The 19385-nt window shown below is 59.0% G+C and carries 20 protein-coding genes and 2 pseudogenes; 11 read left to right on the top strand and 11 right to left on the bottom strand.

The window, feature by feature from the left end; all coding sequences use genetic code 11:
* The first annotated feature begins 117 nt into the window (after positions 1 to 117).
* On the top strand, positions 118 to 867 hold the full coding sequence (locus KX928_RS02140) for an SDR family oxidoreductase (protein WP_219498316.1): 750 nt from the start codon (positions 118 to 120) through the stop codon (positions 865 to 867).
* Positions 864 to 1472, top strand: coding sequence for an enoyl-CoA hydratase/isomerase family protein (locus tag KX928_RS02135; protein WP_219498314.1), 609 nt, complete (start codon positions 864 to 866; stop codon positions 1470 to 1472). Before KX928_RS02140 ends, KX928_RS02135 begins: the two co-directional genes overlap by 4 nt.
* A 5-nt stretch (positions 1473 to 1477) precedes the next feature.
* Here KX928_RS02135 and KX928_RS23915 read toward each other — a convergent pair whose 3' ends face one another.
* Together KX928_RS23915 and KX928_RS02130 are read right to left on the bottom strand one after the other, a co-directional pair.
* Positions 1478 to 1660, bottom strand: coding sequence for a hypothetical protein (locus KX928_RS23915; RefSeq protein ID WP_308342244.1), 183 nt, complete (start codon positions 1658 to 1660; stop codon positions 1478 to 1480).
* Between the two features lie 720 nt (positions 1661 to 2380).
* On the bottom strand, positions 2381 to 2590 hold the full coding sequence (locus tag KX928_RS02130) for a DUF6471 domain-containing protein (RefSeq protein WP_219498312.1): 210 nt from the start codon (positions 2588 to 2590) through the stop codon (positions 2381 to 2383).
* A gap of 105 nt (positions 2591 to 2695) precedes the next feature.
* On the opposite strand from KX928_RS02130, the pseudogene KX928_RS02125 reads away from it, so the two are divergent.
* Positions 2696 to 3658, top strand: a pseudogene (locus tag KX928_RS02125) (IS1595 family transposase).
* 273 nt (positions 3659 to 3931) lie between these two features.
* On the opposite strand, the gene KX928_RS02120 reads toward KX928_RS02125, so the two are convergent.
* Both KX928_RS02120 and KX928_RS23910 read right to left on the bottom strand, forming a co-directional pair.
* Positions 3932 to 4390 carry a hypothetical protein gene (locus KX928_RS02120; RefSeq protein WP_219498310.1) on the bottom strand — a complete coding sequence of 153 codons (459 nt, stop codon included), beginning with the start codon at positions 4388 to 4390 and terminating at the stop codon, positions 3932 to 3934.
* Between the two features lie 57 nt (positions 4391 to 4447).
* Positions 4448 to 4576: pseudogene (locus KX928_RS23910) on the bottom strand (HNH endonuclease); the annotation flags it as partial.
* A 73-nt stretch (positions 4577 to 4649) separates the two neighbouring features.
* Between KX928_RS23910 and KX928_RS02115 the strand changes: the two are divergent.
* Together KX928_RS02115 and KX928_RS02110 are read left to right on the top strand one after the other, a co-directional pair.
* A complete protein-coding gene (locus KX928_RS02115; RefSeq protein WP_219498308.1) occupies positions 4650 to 5984 on the top strand; it encodes a mechanosensitive ion channel family protein in 1335 nt (444 codons plus the stop codon).
* Positions 5981 to 7165 (top strand): TIGR03862 family flavoprotein, encoded by a 1185-nt coding sequence (locus tag KX928_RS02110; RefSeq protein ID WP_219498306.1) that lies wholly within the window; start codon positions 5981 to 5983, stop codon positions 7163 to 7165. The genes KX928_RS02115 and KX928_RS02110 overlap by 4 nt, the downstream gene beginning before the upstream one ends.
* Here the strand turns inward: KX928_RS02110 and KX928_RS02105 are convergent.
* Entirely contained in the window at positions 7144 to 7728 is a 585-nt protein-coding gene (locus KX928_RS02105) for a glutathione S-transferase family protein (RefSeq protein WP_219498305.1), read from the bottom strand. The genes KX928_RS02110 and KX928_RS02105 overlap by 22 nt on opposite strands.
* Before the next feature lie 129 nt (positions 7729 to 7857).
* Here KX928_RS02105 and KX928_RS02100 point away from each other — a divergent pair, with 129 nt between their 5' ends.
* A complete protein-coding gene (locus KX928_RS02100) occupies positions 7858 to 8286 on the top strand; it encodes a GFA family protein (RefSeq protein ID WP_219498303.1) in 429 nt (142 codons plus the stop codon).
* On the opposite strand, the gene holA is transcribed toward KX928_RS02100, so the two are convergent.
* From holA to KX928_RS02080, 4 genes are all read right to left on the bottom strand, one after another.
* Positions 8283 to 9284 carry a DNA polymerase III subunit delta gene (gene holA / locus KX928_RS02095; protein WP_219498302.1) on the bottom strand — a complete coding sequence of 334 codons (1002 nt, stop codon included), beginning with the start codon at positions 9282 to 9284 and terminating at the stop codon, positions 8283 to 8285. The genes KX928_RS02100 and holA overlap by 4 nt on opposite strands.
* Entirely contained in the window at positions 9281 to 9760 is a 480-nt protein-coding gene (gene lptE / locus KX928_RS02090) for an LPS assembly lipoprotein LptE (RefSeq protein WP_219498300.1), read from the bottom strand. The genes holA and lptE overlap by 4 nt, the downstream gene beginning before the upstream one ends.
* Entirely contained in the window at positions 9747 to 12308 is a 2562-nt protein-coding gene (leuS, locus tag KX928_RS02085) for a leucine--tRNA ligase (RefSeq protein ID WP_219498298.1), read from the bottom strand. The genes lptE and leuS overlap by 14 nt, the downstream gene beginning before the upstream one ends.
* An 86-nt stretch (positions 12309 to 12394) precedes the next feature.
* The gene (locus tag KX928_RS02080; protein ID WP_219498296.1) at positions 12395 to 12901 is read right to left on the bottom strand and encodes a DUF3576 domain-containing protein; all 507 of its coding nucleotides are present in this window, start codon (positions 12899 to 12901) and stop codon (positions 12395 to 12397) included.
* 286 nt (positions 12902 to 13187) lie between these two features.
* On the opposite strand from KX928_RS02080, the gene KX928_RS02075 reads away from it, so the two are divergent.
* Together KX928_RS02075 and KX928_RS02070 are read left to right on the top strand one after the other, a co-directional pair.
* Complete coding sequence (locus KX928_RS02075) at positions 13188 to 14135, top strand: porin (RefSeq protein ID WP_219498294.1); 948 nt, start codon at positions 13188 to 13190, stop codon at positions 14133 to 14135.
* A 104-nt stretch (positions 14136 to 14239) separates the two neighbouring features.
* Positions 14240 to 14893: a YggS family pyridoxal phosphate-dependent enzyme gene (locus KX928_RS02070; protein WP_219498292.1), complete on the top strand. Its 654-nt coding sequence runs from the start codon at positions 14240 to 14242 to the stop codon at positions 14891 to 14893.
* An 18-nt stretch (positions 14894 to 14911) separates the two neighbouring features.
* Here the strand turns inward: KX928_RS02070 and KX928_RS02065 are convergent, their stop codons facing one another.
* Complete coding sequence (locus KX928_RS02065; protein ID WP_219498290.1) at positions 14912 to 15409, bottom strand: L,D-transpeptidase family protein; 498 nt, start codon at positions 15407 to 15409, stop codon at positions 14912 to 14914.
* Positions 15406 to 16494 carry a GTP cyclohydrolase II gene (ribA, locus tag KX928_RS02060; RefSeq protein WP_219498289.1) on the bottom strand — a complete coding sequence of 363 codons (1089 nt, stop codon included), beginning with the start codon at positions 16492 to 16494 and terminating at the stop codon, positions 15406 to 15408. The genes KX928_RS02065 and ribA overlap by 4 nt, the downstream gene beginning before the upstream one ends.
* 161 nt (positions 16495 to 16655) lie before the next feature.
* On the opposite strand from ribA, the gene KX928_RS02055 reads away from it, so the two are divergent.
* The 3 genes from KX928_RS02055 to trxA all read left to right on the top strand — a co-directional run bounded on the left by KX928_RS02055 (position 16656) and on the right by trxA (position 19373).
* Positions 16656 to 17342, top strand: coding sequence for a response regulator transcription factor (locus KX928_RS02055; RefSeq protein ID WP_219498287.1), 687 nt, complete (start codon positions 16656 to 16658; stop codon positions 17340 to 17342).
* Positions 17343 to 17614: 272 nt separating this feature from the next.
* Positions 17615 to 18403, top strand: a complete 789-nt coding sequence (locus tag KX928_RS02050; protein WP_219498285.1) for an exodeoxyribonuclease III — start codon at positions 17615 to 17617, stop codon at positions 18401 to 18403.
* A gap of 52 nt (positions 18404 to 18455) precedes the next feature.
* The gene (gene trxA, locus KX928_RS02045) at positions 18456 to 19373 is read left to right on the top strand and encodes a thioredoxin (RefSeq protein WP_219498283.1); all 918 of its coding nucleotides are present in this window, start codon (positions 18456 to 18458) and stop codon (positions 19371 to 19373) included.
* Positions 19374 to 19385: the final 12 nt, after the last annotated feature.

Here is a 19385-nt window from a genome sequence, read left to right as displayed (position 1 = left end):
TAAAGCTGTTGCGCGCATGGTCTGCCAAGCCCCCGCGATGGTCAAGAGGCACCAGGTCTGGACCCTTGATGCGCAGCACTTTACCACGGTTTGAACGCAGAAACGGGAGCAATCCAAATGGACATGAACGGAAAAACGATTCTGATCACGGGCGCAAGCCGTGGCATTGGCGCAGAAGCGGCCCGCGTATTCTCCAATGCGGGGGCCAATGTTGCACTACTGGCGCGCGGGCAACGGGAAATTGCGGATTTGGCGGGTGAGATCGGCGAAAAAGCCATTGCCATTCCTTGCAATGTCGCCAGCTACCGGGAAGTTTCCGCGGCGGTGGAAACAACCGTGGATGCCTTCGGCGGGCTTGACGTGCTGATCAACAATGCAGGGGTGATCGAACCGATCGCACATCTGTCGGCGGCAGAGCCGGAAGCATGGGGGGATGTCATCGACATCAATCTCAAGGGTGTCTTTTACGGGATGCGTGCCGCGGTTCCGATCATGAAATCCAATGGTGGCGGGTCCATCCTGACGATCAGTTCCGGCGCGGCCCACGGGCCGGTCGAAGCATGGAGCCACTATTGTGCGTCCAAGGCGGCTGTGAACATGCTGACCCGCTGTCTCGATAAGGAGGAGGCCGCGCATGGCATTCGCGCCATCGGCCTGTCCCCGGGCACGGTGGCCACACAGATGCAGCGCGAGATCAGGTCAAGCGGGGTCAATCCCGTCAGCCAGTTGGATTGGGACGTCCACATTCCCGCTGATTGGCCCGCGCGCGCATTGCTCTGGATGTGCAGCGCGGAGGCAGACGTGTGGTGTGGTCAGGAAATCTCCCTGCGGGACGAGGATATTCGACGCAAGGTCGGCCTCGTATGATCGACGTTTCCCACGAGGCGGATCTTTGGACAGTCACGCTGAACCGCCCCGACAAGGCCAATGCGCTGACAAAAGAGATGCTGACATCGCTGGTGCAGACCATGCGGGCGGCGCATGCGGCGCGGGCGGTGATTCTGACGGGCAGGGGCAGTATCTTCAGCGCCGGAGCCGACTTGGAAGCGGCGCGCGCGGGTCTTGCCACCTCCGCGTTGTGGGAAGATCTGTCGGGCGCGATCGCCGATTTGCCCGGGCTGACCATCGCCGCACTAAACGGAACCCTTGCTGGCGGTGCCATGGGAATGGCGCTTGCCTGTGACATCCGGATTGCGGTGCCCGAGGCCCGGTTCTTTTATCCTGTGATGAAGCTGGGGTTTCTGCCGCAGCCCAGCGATCCGATCCGCATGTCCGCCCTGATCGGGCCTGCAAGGACGAAACTGATCCTGATGGGCGGTCAGAAAATCACCGCTGATGAAGCCCTGTCATACGGGCTGATCGACCGGATTTTACCAGCGGGCGACCTGATCGCCCATGCGCACCTACTGGCCACCGACACGCTTGCGGCAGCGCCCGACATTGCCCGTGGCATCAAAAACATGTGCGCCTAGGCGGATCATCTTTTGCGCCGCCCCCCGGGCACCCGGGAACTGAACCCCGGTGGCCGCCGCGACACCCAGCCAATGAACTTTTGCAATCGCGGATGACTGCGCAACGCGTCAACCGTGCAAAAGTCGCGGGCCAGTTCAGCCTCCGTCAGCGTCGCGTGGATTTCACGGTGGCGGATGTGCGGCCTTATGTATCAAACGCACCAAGGCGCCGGAGATGATTAGGACTCCACATCACCGAAGCGCTGCGGCATGGTCCAGTCATGTTCAGGTGGATAAACACATTTCTCATGCACTTCGAGTGGAGGCTTTCGCTCGCAACAGTGATTTGGAGTTTGCTGGCTCCAGTGGGCAGCTTCGCCCTTCCTGCATGGGCAGCGGAGGCGGCTGGAGTGTTCAGTGAATATGCGCCCCTGTCATGGGTTATCGCCGGGTTCGCGGGATTGCTCGCCTATGCTGTAGCTGTTTTCATATACGGCACAGGCCAACAGCGCTCTGTGCGCGCGCGGTACGATGCCAAATTCTTTCAGGAAACGGGGGCGTTGACCCGCTAGCAAAGGTTTTTGAGGGTAAGCGTATATACCTAAATGACTTCATCCTGCCTTCCAACCCAATAGTTGATGGCAAAAACTTCGTTGATTGCGAGATTGTTGGCCCAGCAAACATTTTTTTGGCAGATAACAACGGGATAAATGACGTTAGACCGGGGTTGGTGGATGCTGTCGCTTTGTCGGGTGAGCGAACATTCTACAATGGGTTTATTTTCAAGAACTGCTCGTTTCGAAACTGCACTTTTCACCGGGTAACGTTATTCTTCAAGCCGACTGAAGTTCCGCAAATACTTCATTTGCAATGGCTTAATTGGATAAGCCCACTGCCGCAGCAAGACGCCCTTCCAGGAATAGACTCGCCTACTGCAATTGCAGATCAGTCCTCCCAATCGCATCAAGAGACTGAAGAAGAAACGCCGCGCTAAACTTCCCGCGAGAAAGCTTGTTGCGGACGTTTGGCTCTTTGTCGCCAATCAACTCAGCAAGCTGGGCGTAGGTAACGCCCTGCCGCTTTAGTTCCGCCTTCAAAATGTTTGCTGCTTTGGCTTCCCAATCACTCTGATCTGGCATGATATGCCTCCATTAATGATAAAGGCACTATAAATGTGATATTTGCCATTGTAAACGTGATCTATACGTACTAGATTTGTGATATAGGTAATCACAGAGAGTACAATGGCACAGCACTTCCTCCTTTCAGCATCATCTCGGACGCTTTCACTGCGTTCGATTTACAATGCTGGCGAGGACGCGGCCTATGAGACCTTCTGCCAGATGCGTTGGCCCGAGACAGACGGTGAAGCCGTTTGCCCATGCTGTGGCTTCGATGAGGCCTACAAGATCACCACGCGCCGTATGTTCAAATGTAAAGACTGTCACCATCAGTTTAGTGTGACCAGCGGGACAATCTTTGCTTCACGCAAGATGGCCTTCGTTGACCTGCTGGCCGTGATCTGCATCACCGTGAACACATCCAAGGGTGTGTCTATGATCCAGCTTTCCCGCGATCTGGACTGCCAGTATAAGGACAGCCTTTGTGCTGGCTCATAAGCTGCGTGAAGCGATGGCACTGGAAGTACAGACAGGCGAAGTGCTTGAAGGCCACGTTGAAATTGATGGGGCGTACTTTGGCGGTCATATCCGCCCGGAGAACTTCAAGGCAGATCGGTAAGACCGCGGCTTGAAAAAGAACCAAACCGGCAAACGCCGAGTTGTGGTGGCCTTACGTGAGCGCGATGGCCGCACGCTGCCTGTTATCTCTACCTCTGAGGCTGACGGTGTTGCGTTGGCAAACGAGAACGTGAGCCGCATGGCGACTATGTCAGCAGACGAGGCAAGCCATTGGGACTTGCTGCATTCAGGTTGGCACGTTGACCGCGTGAACCACTCGGAAATGTACAGCGACCACGGCAAGCACACCAACATGGTGGAAAGCTATTTCAGCCGCCTGCGCCGCATGGTGCAGGGTCAACATCACCACGTCAGCCCGCAGTACCTCACCAGTACGCAAACTACGCCGCATGGCTGGAAGACAACCGCCGCACCGACAACGGCACACTGGCGCAGATCGTGGTCAGTAACGCGATGGGTTCGCCCGTGTCGCGCAAGTGGAAAGGGTATTGGCAGCGGGCATCCTAGTTACAAGATTTTGTGTCGAAAGCTATCGCTGGTATAGAACAAATCAAGAACTATGGACTCTGAGCGCCCGTTGAAACTATTATGGCCGCAGGGTGGTGAGACCCTACGACCATAACCGGAGTCATTGGCCGACCCCGCGTGTTCGAACATCACAAGAATCTCACCTTTGGCGTGGAACGTCAAGTCGGTCGATGGCTCCTGAGTACAGGAGTTCCATCATGGGACTTGGACTTGGCCTCGGGTTGGGCCTTGGCGCGCGAAACGCGCCACAACCTACAAAACCGGGCAAGGGACAGGGCGGAAAGCCTGATGTTCCTCCCGGTCAAGACAAATGACAGGGGGGCGGCGCTGGTCGCCCCTTTTCCACAACCGCCCTTCATGCCCTACAAGTCCCCGCTGCTTCTGCGCCCATAGGCAGATGTACACACGTTTGTAGACCCTCTTGTAGTCCATGTGCGGTTTTCTGGCGTTCACCGCCTTGGCTATCTCTGCACCCGTCTGTGGCCCCTCCCTGAGAGCTTCCAGCACCATCCGCCTCAGTTCGCCCTTACGGAAGTCCTTGGGCGCCTTGCGCGGCATGTTGAGTGCCATAGGCTCTGCACCGTACATGCGTAGCAGGGCATCAACGTGCTCCAGCCCGTCGCGGTCGTCGCGGACTATCTCCTGCCGGATGAAGTGCAGGGTATCAACTACAGTCTTGAGTTTTAGCGGGCGAAAGTATCTGCGTGTCATAGGGATTCAATACAGGAATCCAGTGTGTTATGCTTGGTGCGCTTGATACATAAGGCCGCAGATGTGGTGGAGCAGGACGGTGGGCCCGCCCTTGTCTCCCTTGAGCTTTGGAACGAGGTGGTGAAGGCTCTGCTTAACATCCGGCGGGATCGGCCGATCACACAGCGGGCAGATCGGATCGGGCATCTGGGCTTGCTCCTCAGGGCGCTGACAGGCATGACTCTAGCGGTAGCGCGCGTGTTGAAAAGAGGGGTGCCGCATGGAATTCGATCTGGCCAGCCAACCTGAAATCGTTCAGCAGGCTGTGGACTATGCATTGCAGGCGTGGGACCTCGCCAAGTCCTGGGCATTGAGCCCCGCGGCCTGGTCTCAGTTTGCACTGCTGATCGTGGCCTATCTGTTGGCCGTTGTAGCGGCGCGCAGACTTCGCGGATTTCTGACCCGGGTTTTGACACCAGCCCCGGAGGCCGACAGCTATCTGGCACAGGGGCGCCGCGCGGCATTGCTGACCCTGCCTTTGCTGTTGCCGCTGCTGGCATATCTGTTCACGGCCATTGGTGAAAGCGTTGTCCGATCCGTCTTTGACAGTGGGGCAGTGATTGCCTTTGGCAAGCGCGTTTTCCTTTTCCTCGCCGTCCGGACGCTGGTGCGCGAGATCATAAAGGACCCGTTCCTGAACCTGCTGGGCCGCTACGTGTTGATCCCGGTCGCCGCGCTCTATGCGGTTGGCTTGCTTGATCCGCTGATCGGGAAGCTCAACGAACTGACCATATCGCTCGGCAACATCTCCTTTACTGTGATGTCGCTTGTGCGCGGCGTGATCGCCGGGGGGGTCCTTTTCTGGCTGGGGGGATGGTCCAACAGGCAGACCACGCAGTTCATCGAAAACCAGAAAGACATGCGCCCGTCGCTGCGCCAGCTGACCGCCAAGGTATTGGAGTTCACGATCTTCGGTATCGCCTTCCTGCTGCTCCTCAATATCATGGGGATCAACCTGAGCGCCTTGGCCGTCATTGGGGGTGCGATCGGCGTGGGTCTCGGGTTTGGTCTGCAAAAGATCGCATCCAACTTCATCTCAGGTGTGATCCTGTTGATCGAAGGTCAGGCGACGGTGGGCGATTTCGTGGAACTGGACGGCGGCGAGTCCGGTCAGATCGTCAAGATGACGGCACGGGCGGCGATTCTGGAAACCTTCGATGGCCGCTGGATTGTCGTTCCGAACGAGGATTTCATAACCACGCGGGTGGTCAACTATTCGGACTCCGGCTCGGCCAATCGTTATGAGGCCCCCTTCTCCGTAAGCTATGACACGGACATCAATCTTGTTCCCGGCATCATCGAGGCGGCCGTTTCCACCCACCCCGACGTGCTGGACACACCCTTCCCGCCCGACTGTGAGCTGCGCGGTTTCGGCGACAGCGGGATAGATTTCGCCGTCGAGTTCTGGGTGAACGGCATTGATGACGGCGCCAACAAATACACCTCGGATGTGCTGTTCCTGATCTGGAACGCATTGAAAGACCATGACATCGAAATTCCCTATCCGCAGCGTGTCGTGGAATTGAAAGGGTCCCTGCCTCAGGTGCAGGGGTGAGCCGCGCCTTGGTTATTGGTGCCGGGCCTGCCGGTCTGATGGCTGCTGAGGAACTCGCCAATGCCGGCCTGCAGGTGACGGTCTGCGAGGCCAAACCATCGATTGGCCGCAAGTTACTGATGGCAGGAAAATCCGGTCTGAACCTTGCCATGGATAAAAGCTCGGACGTCGCATTGCCGAACTATCTTGAGGCGGCCGAGGCTTTGGCGCCTATGTTGCGGGCTTTTGATGCGGATGCCGTTCAGGCGTGGGCGCGGGGGCTGGGGCAGGAGGTTTTCACCGGCTCAACCGGGCGGGTCTTTCCCACAGCCATGAAGGCGTCCCCGCTGTTGCGGGCATGGGCGCAACGTTTAACCGGTGCCGGTGTGGTCATCCGCACGAATATGCGCTGGCAGGGTTGGCAGGATGATATGGCGGCGTTTCACGGCCCCGACGGTGCGGAAGCAATTCCGGCGGATGTGACCGTTCTGGCCTTGGGCGGGGCCAGTTGGGCGCGCCTCGGATCAGACGGCGCGTGGGTCGGTCTGCTGGAGCCCCGGGACATCGACATCACCCCCTTTGCATCAGCCAACGCGGGGCTTTGCGTGGCATGGAGCGATCATATGACACCGCATTTCGGATGTGCGCTGAAAGCAGTGCGGTGGCAGGCCGGTGATGTATCCTCGCGGGGGGAAGCGGTGATTTCCGCACGGGGACTTGAAGGGGGCGGTATCTACGCGCTGACGCCGGCCCTGCGCGAGGGTGCGGTCCTCACCGTCGATCTGGCACCGGATCGCCCGGCGGCAGATTTGCAGGCACAGCTGTCCGCCAAACCCAGGAAGACGAGACTTTCGCAGTGGTTAAAGAACACGCTGCGCCTGCCGCCTGCCAAGACAAGTCTGTTCTTTGAAATGACGCAGGGAGCTACCTTGCAGCAGGACGCCTGGGTAAAAACGCTCAAGGCGCTTCCCATCAGGTATGCCGGGATGTTGCCCATGGATGAGGCGATTTCCACGGCGGGCGGCGTGTCCTTCGGATCCTTGACCCCGGGCCTGATGCTGAAGGCGCGACCGGGGGTGTTCTGTGCTGGGGAAATGCTCGACTGGGAGGCCCCCACCGGCGGCTATTTGATCACGGCCTGTCTGGCCACGGGACGGTGGGCGGGCAAAGAAGCCGCCCGCTACGTGGCCGATGCCGCCTGAAAGGCCGGTCGCTCCCTGAGGGATTTGGCGTAGTGAAAGAGCTTGTCGTCAGTGCGGGGAAACTTGGCGCCAATCGCCCAATTCAGACAGTGGCACGCCAGAATATCCGGTATCGTAATCTGATCGCCCATCAGGAACGGGCCATCCAGCCTGTTGGACAGCTGGGTCGTGGATCGCTCGAACTCGAACTTGAGAGAGGCCTTTATGGCCGGCATGCGCTGCTCTTCCGGCAGAACGAAGCTGTGTTTGGCGGCTGACCACAAAATGGCATCCCACTCGTCAATCAGCCACAGTGTCATGGCGTCCTGTCTTGCCCGCGCCACGGTTCCCGCCGGTGCGGTCAGCTTGCCGTGCTTGTCTGCGAGATACGTCATGATGGCCACTGAGTCCGTCAACACCGCCTCCCCGTCTATCAACGACGGAACCTTTCCGGTCGGATTGAATCGCACCGCCTCTTCTGATCGCGGGAGTGCGGTTATGTGGTCGAACGGCTCGCCGATCTCGTGTAACAGCCACATCACGCGGAAGGCGCGGGATTTCGTGGTGCCAATGACTTTGTACATCTGACGGTCTCGCTTGCAGGGTGTCGCGCGGACAGTTGCACGCCCGAAAGGAGCGTGCAACTCTTGACAGAAATTGTCAGTAGGTTGGGCGATAAGACATTCATAATCTAAAACAAAAGGAGCTTGGAAATGTCGGAAACCGGTGGATGCCTTTGTGGCGCCGTGAAATACACGTTGACTGCCACTCCCAAGGAGATCGGCGCCTGTCATTGCAGCATGTGTCGCAAGTGGAGCGGGGGCGTTTTCCTTGGTATGGAAGTGCCCTCAGATGGTGTCAGCTTCACTGGGGCCGACAACCTGACAACCTATGCGTCGTCGCCCTGGGCGGAGCGGGCATTTTGCAAAACCTGCGGCAGCAGTGTCTACTATCGGGTAACGGCACCCGGCCCGCACGAGGGCACGTATCACTTCGGGTATGGCACGCTTGAGGGTGCAAAGGATGTTCCGATCACCGGTGAACTCTTTATCGACGAAAAGCCAAGCGGTTACAGTTTCAGCGAAAAAACCCACCAGATGACCGCCGAAGAGGTGATGGCTATGTTTGCACCGAAAGACTAGCGCCCGCCGAGCATTGCCAGCCGGATGAACGTGCGTTCCACCAGCGCCATGCCCGGGGCATTCTGACCGGCGGATCTCAGCTGCAGATCGGTATCGGTCAGCAGGGTAATGGCTGTTTCCAGCTTTGCGGGCCCCCAACGGCGCGACTGGGCGAGCATCCGGTCACGATTGGGGCCAAAAATGGTCGGCCGCCCCGTGGTGTCCGAGGCGGCGCGGTGCAGGGCTCGGAAATGCCGCATCGCACCAATGCACAATCCAACGGGCGTCGCACCCTGCGCCACAAGTTTCTGCATCACAGGGCCGATGTCATGCGCCCGGGCATCGGCCACGACCATCAGAACGTCATCGACGTCAGCCTCGGTGGAAGTCGGCGCACAGGCTGCAATGTCGTCCAGAGAGACGGGGGCGTTGTCGCCTATCTTGTAAAGCGCCAGTTTTTCAACTGTTTGGCGGAAATCGCCGGGATCGATAGTTTGCGCCAGATCGTTCATAGCGCCCATGGCCTCGCCGGGGATCTGCCCGAGACCTGCGTCGCGCAGCGCGATCTCTATCTCTTCGCGTGTGGGCGGGTTGTCGTAGATGGCTGCTGCATAGGCCTGTGGATGACCCTCAAAAGCCTTGCGCAGCTTGGATGTCGGCTTCAGGCCGCCTGCGGTCACAATGATCTGCGCATCGCCCGGCTGCCAGTCCTCCAGCGCTGCCAGAACGGCCGGCGCGCAGTTTTCGTTCGCCTCTTCCACAAACACCGCACGTGCACCGGGGAAAAAGCCAATCGCCTTCACGGCATCCATCAGCTGGGCCGGGTCCTTGCGCAGCTCACTGCCGTTCAGGCGCGTAAGCCGCATCTCTTCCTCCGCACCCTCACCCAGCAGGGCGTTCAGCATTTGCTGCCGTTTCAGGGCAACCCGCATGGCATCGGTGCCATAGATCAACAGACCGGTTTTTGATGCATCCGGTTTGGCAAAGTAACTGTTCGCATCCCGGGCAGAGAGCTTCATTGCAGATCCGCGGAAAGTACCCGGGTCGTGATCTGATCGGCCAGAAGAACCATCAGGCGTCTTTGCGCATCGCGCTCTGCGGCCTGCGTCGCAACCGTGGTACCAGCCGCCGAGTAGCCCGTGAAGTTATCGACCGATCCGGAGACGATCACCCCGCCGGCCGTTGTATCGAGCAGGGCGAATTCAGCGTATCCCAGAAGATTGTAGCGCGTGATGTTGCCTTCACTGTCCACCGCCAGATTTTCTTGGTTCGTCCGGACCGCGACATTGAGCTGGTAGGCGGGGTCTGCCGATCTGCCCAGGCGTTCTTCGATCCGCTGGGTCAGCAGGAAGCCGTTCAGCGTATCCGGCTCGGACACCTCGACGTTGTTCTGCAGCTTGGTTCCCGACCCGCCGGTTCCGTAGACCGGCGTGAAACCGCAGGCCGACAGGCTTACGAGGAGCAGCAAAGATGGTATGCGCTTAAACAACGACATTCACAATCCGTCCGGGCACGACGATGATTTTCTTGGGCGTTGCCCCGTCGAGCGTTCGCTGCACAGCCTGATCCGCAAGAGCGGCTTTTTCAACCTCTTCTTTGGGCATCTCGGCTGGCACCGTGATTTCAGCGCGGCGCTTGCCGTTGACCTGAATAGGCAGCGTCACGGTATCGGAGACCAGCATGGCCTCATCCGCCTGCGGCCACGCGGCGGTCGTGACCAGACCATCCCCCCCCTGATGTGCCCAGATGTCCTCCGCCAGATGCGGGGTCATGGGTGACATGAGCTGCGCCAGGGTCATGATGGCCTGCCGTTGCGCCGCGTGGCCAGCCTTGGATTTCTGCAAGGTGGCGGTGAAAGCATAGAGCTTCGCAATCGCCGCGTTGAACCCGAAGCTTTCGATGCCCATGGTCACATCGTGGATACAACTGTGCATCGCCCGAAGCAGGTCATCATCGCCCGTGCCCGGAGCGCTCTTGTCCATCTGGCCGATCCGGTCGCAGAGATTCCAGACACGTGTCAGGTGTTTGAAGGCCGCCTCGGCTCCCGAGGCCGTCCATTCCACGTCGCGCTCGGGCGGGCTGTCGGAAAGCACGAACCAACGCGCAGTATCGGCGCCATAGGCAGAAATGATATTGACAGGATCGACAACATTCTTCTTGGATTTTGACATTTTAGCGGAGGGGATCACTTCTACCTCCGGCCCGTCGGCACCAAGCCGTGCCCCGGATTCGGTCCAGTGAATGTCTTCTGGCAGGTGGTAGACCGGCCGCCCGCGTTCGTCGCGTGTCAGGTAGATTTCATGTGTGACCATCCCCTGCGTGAAGAGCGCATCGAAGGGCTCTTTTGCAGATTCCGGCAGATGCCCGGTAATCTGCATCGCCCGCGCAAAGAAGCGCGAGTAGAGCAGATGCAGGATCGCGTGCTCAATGCCGCCGATATACTGGTCGACGTTCATCCAGTACGCGGCGTCTTCCATCACCGTGGGCGTTTTGGCGTCCGGGGCCGTGAAGCGGGCGAAGTACCAAGAGCTGTCGACGAAGGTATCCATCGTGTCGGTCTCGCGCTTGGCCGGTTTGCCGCAGGACGGGCAGGACACGTCGCGCCATGTCGGGTGCCGGTCCAGCGGGTTGCCGGGCACATCGAGCGTCACGTCATAGGGCAGTTCGATTGGCAGGTTCTCTTTCTTCTCCGGCACCACGCCGCAATCGTCACAATGCACCACAGGGATCGGACAGCCCCAGTAACGCTGTCGGCTCAGGCCCCAGTCACGCAACCGGTACTTGGTGACCCCCTGTCCTACGCCGTTCGCCTCGCAGAAGTCGATCGAAGCCTCTATTCCGTCGAGCCCCGTTTGGTGGGGCTCTCCGGCAAAGCCCCTGTTGTAAAAGACTTTCTCGGTCTTGGGCGGGACGTAGGCCGCCTCCAACTGGTCTGGGCTGTCTTCCGACGGAAGATATGTCGAGATAATCGGCAACCCATATTTCGTGGCGAAATCGAAATCGCGCTGGTCATGGGCCGGACAGCCGAATATCGCGCCGGTGCCGTAATCCATCAGAATGAAATTGGCGATGTAGACGGGCAATTCATGCGCGGTGTCAAAGGGATGCCGCACGGTGATACCCGTGTCGAACCCCAGCTTTTCCGCGGTCTCAATCGCCTCTTCGGTTGTCCCGATCTTGCGGCACTCGGCGCAGAAATCCGCGATCTCGTCGTTTTCACGCTCAAGGACTTTTGCCAGCGGGTGATCGGGTGAGATACCAACGAAGGACGCGCCCATCAGCGTATCGGGGCGTGTGGTGTAAACCTCGATCCGGTCGTGCCCTTCCGGGGCGCCTTTGGTGGAGAAGGCAAATTGCAGGCCGCGCGACTTGCCGATCCAGTTCTCCTGCATTAGGCGCACCTTGGCGGGCCAGTTCTCCAGCGTGTCCAGCGCGTCAAGCAGCTCTTCCGAATAGTCGCTGATCTTGAAGAACCACTGCGTGAGTTCGCGGCGTTCGACCAGCGCGCCCGAGCGCCAGCCGCGACCCTGCTCAACTTGTTCATTGGCCAGCACGGTCATATCGACCGGGTCCCAATTCACCACGGCGTTCTTGCGGTAGACCAGCCCGGCCTCGAGGAAGTCGAGAAACAGCGCCTGTTGCTGGCCGTAGTACTCAGGGTCGCAGGTCGCAAATTCGCGGGACCAGTCGATGCTGAGACCCAACGGCTTCATCTGCGCGCGCATGTCGGCGATATTGCCGTATGTCCAGTCCTTGGGGTGTCCGCCGATGGCCATCGCGGCGTTTTCTGCCGGCATCCCGAAGGCGTCCCAGCCCATGGGGTGCAGAATGTTGTGCCCCGTAGCCAGTTTGTACCGCGCGATCACGTCACCCATGGTGTAGTTGCGCACATGCCCCATGTGGATGCGCCCCGATGGATAGGGAAACATTTCAAGCACATAGTACTTTGGCTTGTCGTCCGACCGCACGGCCTTGAAGATTTCATCCCGGTTCCAGACCTCCTGCCAGCGGGCTTCGATCTCTGCGGGGGTGTAACGCGTCATATGTGCGTCCTTCTTAACGTGAGAGCGCCGGGAGCCGTCTTTTCACGGTGCCCGGCGCTGAGTTGGAAAAGGGTCAGGTGGGTCCCTTAAAGTCTGTTGTCAGCGATCCGGAGTTGACGCGCACGGCTTAGGATCGCGTCCTCGATGGCGCGTACCGTCGCCACGTTCGCAGGGCCGCTTCTGGTCTGAACCGACACGTTGAGCGACCGCGCGTCCAACGCGGGGTCATTGATGAGAACGGTCGCCCGGTAGGCACGCCCGCCACCGGGCGGCGTACCGAAGCCGGTGATGATCACACCCGTAAAGGGATCAACTGACTGAACCGGCAGGAAGTCGAGCACTTCGAGGGAGGCGGACCACAGGTATTTGTTAACAGCAACAGTGATTTCCGTGTTCTGACGACGGAATGCATCCCAGATTGTCGTGCCTTCTCCGCCGCCACCTTCCACGATCCGCGTTGTGTCGTCGTCGATACCGGCGTCAGGCCGCTGACTTTCGCTCTGCTGGTCTGTACGCGACCCGCCGCCACATCCGGACAACGCGACAGCGATGGCGATCGCTCCGAAAAGCCGGAAAATAGTTGATACTGTCATAAGGATGCCCGTTGCCCAATTTGAGCAGCACGTTAATCCAAGTGTAGGTGGAGGGACAAGGGCGTTGTGGCCCTAATATCTGCGCCATCCTGCCGGCCAATCTCCCTCAGGCTGCGCGTGCCCCCGGTCTGGTTGAAAGGAGTGTGGCAAAGCTGCACCATTTTTTTCGACTCTCACACGGGGGCTCTCCAAGTTCTTGCAAAAGGGGGGCTTTTAGAGCGAAACACAGCGCAGGTTCAAAAGGGATTCCCCCGTTGGACAAAGAATAGCAACCGAGGACAAGTTCATGAAAAAACTTCTCATCGCTACAACAGCTCTGGTGGGTACAGCCGGCGTCGTAGCAGCAGAAACAACATTCGGCGGGTACGGCCGCTTTGGTATCCTTTACGAAGAAGATCGCGGTGGCGGCACTCAAGAGGAAACACGCATCGAGAGCCGGTATCGCCTGAACATCGACTCTTCGACAGAAACAGACGGCGGTGTTCGTTTCGCTGCTCGTATCCGTGTTGAAGCAAACGAAAACGCCAACAACTCCGCCAACCAAGGTGTGTTCAGCGGCGCGCGTTTCCAGGTTAACACAGGCGGTCTGCGTGTTCGTGTTGGTAACATCTCCGGCGTAACAGACGCCGCGAACGTTGTTAACTACTTCGGCTACGAGCCCGGTCTTGTTGGTCAAACCGGTCAGTACGCGAACAGCGGCGTTTCCCTGCCAGCGTTCTCCAGCACAGGTGCTGGTAACAACGGTATCAACGTTCTGTACGAAATGGGCGACTTCAAAGTCATGGCGTCTTACACAGACGACCACACTGACAACCTCGGCGGCGCAGGCGCGACAGCGTTCGGCGACTCCTTCGAAATCGGCGCATCCTACACATTCAGCGCCTGGACACTGGGCGCGGTTGTCGGTCAGTTCGAAGGTGCAGGTTCCACAGTTGAGAACGACTGGTGGGTTGCCACACTGTCCGGTACCCTGGGCATCGCAGACGTTTCTTTCCTGATCTCCGACTTTGATGGCGACGACGACACCGTATTCGGTGCATCGACATCCATCCCAGTTGGCGCAGCAACAAACGTTGTGGCATCCGTGTCCACCGGTGGTGACGACGCAAACGACACATCCTACGGTCTGGGCTTCACCCACTCCCTGGGTGGCGGCGTGTCCCTGTCCGGTATGGCGGGTTCCAACGCAGCCGGCAACACCATTGCCGACCTGGGTGTGCGCTTCAACTTCTAAGTTGACCGCAACAACCTGACATTTGGGGCAGGCCTTCGGGTCTGCCCCTTTTCTTTTGGGCACAGGTATTATCTTGTGACGTCCTAGGAAAAACGGAGTTCGGGATGAGTTTGCAGGAGGTTTCTGACCGCGTCGAAAAGGCGTTGCGTGCAGCCGACCGTCCCGAGGGGTCGGTCAAGCTGATCGCGGTGTCGAAAGTGCAGCCCAACGAACGGGTTGAGGCGGTTCTGAACCAAGGTCACCGCTGTTTTGGGGAAAACCGGGTGCAGGAGGCGGCGGGTAAATGGCCGGCATTCCGGGACATGTTCGATGGCATCGATCTGCATCTGATCGGCCCGCTACAGACGAACAAAGCCCGTCAGGCTTTTGAGTTGTTCGAAAGTATTCACGCGCTGGATCGCCCGAAACTGGCCAAAACCTGTGCCCGCCTTGCCCAGGAAACCGGCACATGCCCTGAGCTTTTTATTCAGATCAACACCGGCGAGGAACCGCAGAAGGCGGGCGTTCTGCCGTCAGGCGCAGACGTATTTGTGAACGAGTGCAGGGGTTTAGACCTCACCATCAAGGGGCTGATGTGTATCCCGCCAGCGGATGAAGAACCCTCATTGCATTTTGCATTGCTCGCCAAAATTGCCGAAAGAAACGGGCTGGAAGGGCTCAGCATGGGGATGAGCGGTGATTTCGAAAAAGCGATCAAGCTCGGCGCGACCCATGTGCGCGTGGGCTCCGCGATATTCGGCGAGCGGGTGGTCGCCTGAGGCACCCCGGTTCTCACGTTACCGGCTGACGATCAGCCGCGTGCCATAGGTGATACGCCGCGCAATATCGTGCAGGTGCGCGCGGGACAAGGCGATGCATCCCTCCGTCGGATACCCGGGTCGTCGATGCTGGTGAATGAAAATCGCCGATCCGCGCCCTTTGACAGCGTAGGGCCAGTTCCAATCAGTGAGGATAACGAGGTCGTAGAGAGGATCGGCACGCCGCAGCTTTTCGTGGCTCGGCGCATAGGGCGCCCTGACCATCATGTTGTAGTTCGGGTCGGTCACATCGTCAGACCAAAGATCGCGCGGACCTATCGGCAGCGCCCAGCCCGCAGGCCGCGCGATCCTGTCGGGGCGATAGAGCATGCCAATGATATGGTGCGTGCCACGGGGTGTTGCGCCGTCGCCTTCGCGCTTGTTCCGCGTCACTCCCGATTTGCCAATTGTGCAGGGATATGTCCTGCCCGCAAACCGCAGGCCGCGCGGTGTCACCACGAGATCATCGCGCGTCACAACAGGTGGCCCGACTTGTTGGCCTTGGTCGCCAGATAGGCCTGGTTGTGCCGGTTCTCTCCCACTTGCAGCGGCACGCGGTCGACAACGTCGATGCCGCTGGCCTGCATCATGGCAACTTTTTCTGGGTTGTTCGTCAGCAATCTGACCGACGCAAAGCCCAGGGCGGTCAGGATGTCCGAGCCAAGCCGGAAATCCCGCTCGTCATCTTCAAACCCAAGCCTGTGATTGGCCTCTACCGTATCGAACCCCTGATCCTGCAGTGAGTAGGCACGCATCTTGTTGGCCAGCCCGATCCCCCGACCTTCCTGGTTCATGTAAAGTAGGATGCCGTGACCTTCCTGCCCCATTTTTGCCAGCGCCGCGCGCAGTTGTGGGCCGCAGTCGCATTTGAGCGACCCCATGAGATCCCCGGTGAAACAGGCCGAATGCAGCCGGGTCAAGACCGGGTGCGACCGATCCGGCCTGCCGATTTCGATGGCATAGTGCTCCTCGCCGCCGTCCTCGGGACGAAACACGTGCAGCCGCCCGGCTTCGGATACCTCAAGTGGCAGTCGTGCGCTGACAACCGGATGCAGCGGGCTGCGTTCGTTCAGAACCGGCAGCGTCTCTCTCACGGGCAGGCACGTCAAGCCGTGATTGGCGGCAAACGCCGGCCCTTCCTCCACCTGTATGACCACCGCTGCTGGCAACAAACGCGCGGATTTGACCAGTTGCAGGGCGGCACGATGCGCGGTGGCGTCGCCATCCCGATCACAGGCCAGCGGGCCTTTCATCGGCGTCATCAGGTCTCCCGCCGGATCGGCGATACCCCTGATCCAGTCCAGTGAGGCATCGGCGGGCAGAACCACCCGGGCAAGATCGCCGTCATAGGCGCGGGCCTTGAGTGTTTCAGCGCGTCTTGCCGTAATGGCAAGCACCGCTCTGCCGGGCAAGCACCGGACGTTCTGCAGGCGCGCCGGGCTCAAAGTCTCTGCCGCGAGGATCATCACGGAAGGCGTGCTTTCCAGCACGACGGGCACGCCCATGCGCAAGTCAGCGCGGGCCCTTGAAAGGCGTTCTATGATGTCCGGACCGATGCTCATGATGTTACAATGCCTGTCTATTCTCTGCCTGATCTAGGCTAAATATGCCGGAATTGAAACATTTGCCGGGGGTTATCACACGACAGCGTGAGAGATTTCGGCCCAAGCTTGCCACAAAGGCAATTCGCACACATCTCTATGCCAGTTTAGGGAGATAGCTGATGGCACAACTCAAAAAGATACTTTTGGTCGATGACGATGACGATCTGCGCGAAGCGCTGAGCGAACAGTTGATCATGACCGAAGATTTCGATGTCTTTGAAGCCGCCAATGGTGCCGACGCGATGGTGCGCGCCAAGGAAGCGCTTTATGATCTGGTGATCCTCGATGTGGGCTTGCCGGATACCGATGGGCGTGAGCTGTGCCGCCTGATGCGCAAACAGGGTGTAAAGAGCCCTATTCTGATGCTGACGGGTCATGACAGTGATGCCGATACAATCCTGGGTCTGGACGCAGGTGCCAATGACTATGTCAGCAAACCTTTCAAGTTTCCGGTGCTTCTGGCCCGTATTCGCGCCCAGTTGCGCCAGCATGAGCAATCCGAGGATGCGGTGTTCCAACTGGGGCATTACACATTCAAGCCGTCGATGAAAATGCTGGTTACCGAGGACGACAAGAAGGTGCGTCTGACGGAAAAAGAGACGAATATCCTGAAGTTCCTGTATCGCTCTACCGATGGCGTGGTCCCGCGCGATGTGCTTCTGCACGAAGTCTGGGGCTACAATGCGGGTGTCACGACCCATACGCTGGAAACCCACATCTACCGGTTGCGTCAAAAAATTGAACCAGATCCGTCCAATGCGCGCCTTCTTGTGACCGAATCGGGCGGATATCGTCTTATGGCGTAAGATGTTTGGATTTTGTTAACCATACCCAAGCTATCTTGCATTCAGGGCGTGGTTCGCCGCGTCCTACGACATCCCGTGCATGTCCGGGTAATGACATGTACCTCCCTGTTGGACTTGGCCGGGCCTTGTGCCCGGCCCTTTTTTTCCAGGCGTCACCCGGAACATGACCATTGTGCGCCCGGTCGGCAGAAGATTGCGCCCGAGGCACGGTTCGGCATGGCGAAGCCCTTCGTCGCCCGTTACTGTGCCGCAACACTATCGGGAGAGCAGCCATGTCATTTACCCTTGCCACCTGGAACATCAATTCCGTCCGTTTGCGGGAAGCGCTGGTTCTGAAGCTGCTTGCCGAAGAAAGCCCGGATGTTTTGTGTCTGCAGGAGTGCAAAAGCCCGGTTGACAAGATGCCGCTCGACGCCTTCGCGGAGGCGGGCTATGGCCATGTCGTTGCCCGTGGACAGAAGGGCTATAACGGCGTTGCTATTCTCTCCAAGATCCCGATGGCCGAAGCAGGCTCACAGGACTTCGCCACCCTGGGTCACGCCCGACATGTTGCCGGAACACTGGAAAACGGTGTGACCGTTCACAATTTCTACGTACCCGCCGGAGGAGATGTCGCCGACAGGTCGGTGAATGAGAAATTTGGCCAGAAACTCGATTACCTGACCGATATGCGGGATTGGTTTCGCGACAGCCGGCCCGAAAAATCCATTCTGGTCGGGGACTTGAACATTGCGCCACGCGAAGATGACGTGTGGGATCACAAAAAGCTGCTCAAGGTTGTCAGCCACACGCCGGTCGAGGTTGAGCACCTGGCAGAGACGCAGGAGGCCGGCGGGTGGGTCGATGTGACCCGGCGCGATATTCCCGAGGGGCGTCTCTACAGCTGGTGGTCCTACCGCGCCAAGGACTGGGACGGCGCTGACAAGGGCCGCAGGCTTGACCATATCTGGGCCAGTGCGGACATTGAACAGGCAGGGCATTCCAGCCGGATTTTGCGTGATGCCCGTGGTTGGGAAAAGCCAAGCGACCATGCGCCGGTATTTGCCAGTTTTGACCTTTGAAAAGAGCTGACGCCTCCCATATAAGCTCTGTCGCACATGCAAGGACAAAAGAATGATGGACCTGAACCTGAACGCAGCACCCGCGGCTGATGATCTGATCAAAGATTCCACGGAAGCCACATTCATGGCGGATGTAATTGAGACGTCGCAGAACACTCCCGTGATTGTCGACTTCTGGGCGCCGTGGTGCGGCCCCTGTAAAACCCTCGGGCCCCAACTGGAAAGCGCTGTCCGCGCGGCCAAGGGGGCCGTCAAGATGGTCAAGGTCAATGTCGATGAAGCCCAGATGATCGCAGGCCAGTTACAGATCCAGTCGATCCCGACCGTCTACGCATTCCACAAGGGACAACCCATCGACGGGTTCCAGGGTGCCGTGCCCGAATCGGAAATCAAGGCGTTTGTTGACCGGGTCGCCAAGGCCGGCGGCGGCGAAGCACCGGGCGAAGCGATGAGCGAAGCCATCGCCGCCGCAGAGGAGATGCTGGCGGAAGGCGCCGTGACGGATGCGGCCCAGACGTTTTCGGCCATCCTTGGCGAAGACCCGAACCATGCGGGTGCCTACGGTGGTCTGGTGCGGGCGCATATCACGCTGGGCGAGTTGGATCAGGCCGAGGCGATTTTGAACGGCGCGCCTGCGGAGATCTCCAAATCACCTGAGTTGGAAGCGGCCCATGCGCAGCTTGAACTGGCACGTCAGGCCGAGGATGCCGGACCGGTTGACGATCTGCGCGCGGCCGTGGAAGCGAACCCGGATGACAGTCAGGCGCGGTTTGATCTGGCGCTGGCGATGCATGCGAATAATGACATCGAGGGCGCGGTCGACCAGTTGCTTGAACTCTTTCGACGCGACCGCGACTGGAATGATGGTGCCGCAAAATCGCAGCTTTTCACGATATTCGAAGCGCTCAAACCCAACGATCCGATCATGCTGAATGGACGCCGAAAATTGAGCTCGATGATATTTGCCTGATGCGCCGCGCGG

The organism is Roseobacter insulae (assembly GCF_019375555.1).
GTDB lineage: Bacteria > Pseudomonadota > Alphaproteobacteria > Rhodobacterales > Rhodobacteraceae > Roseobacter > Roseobacter insulae.
Note: the sequence above shows the minus strand (reverse complement) of the source record. Positions and strands in the feature narration are given on the sequence as shown.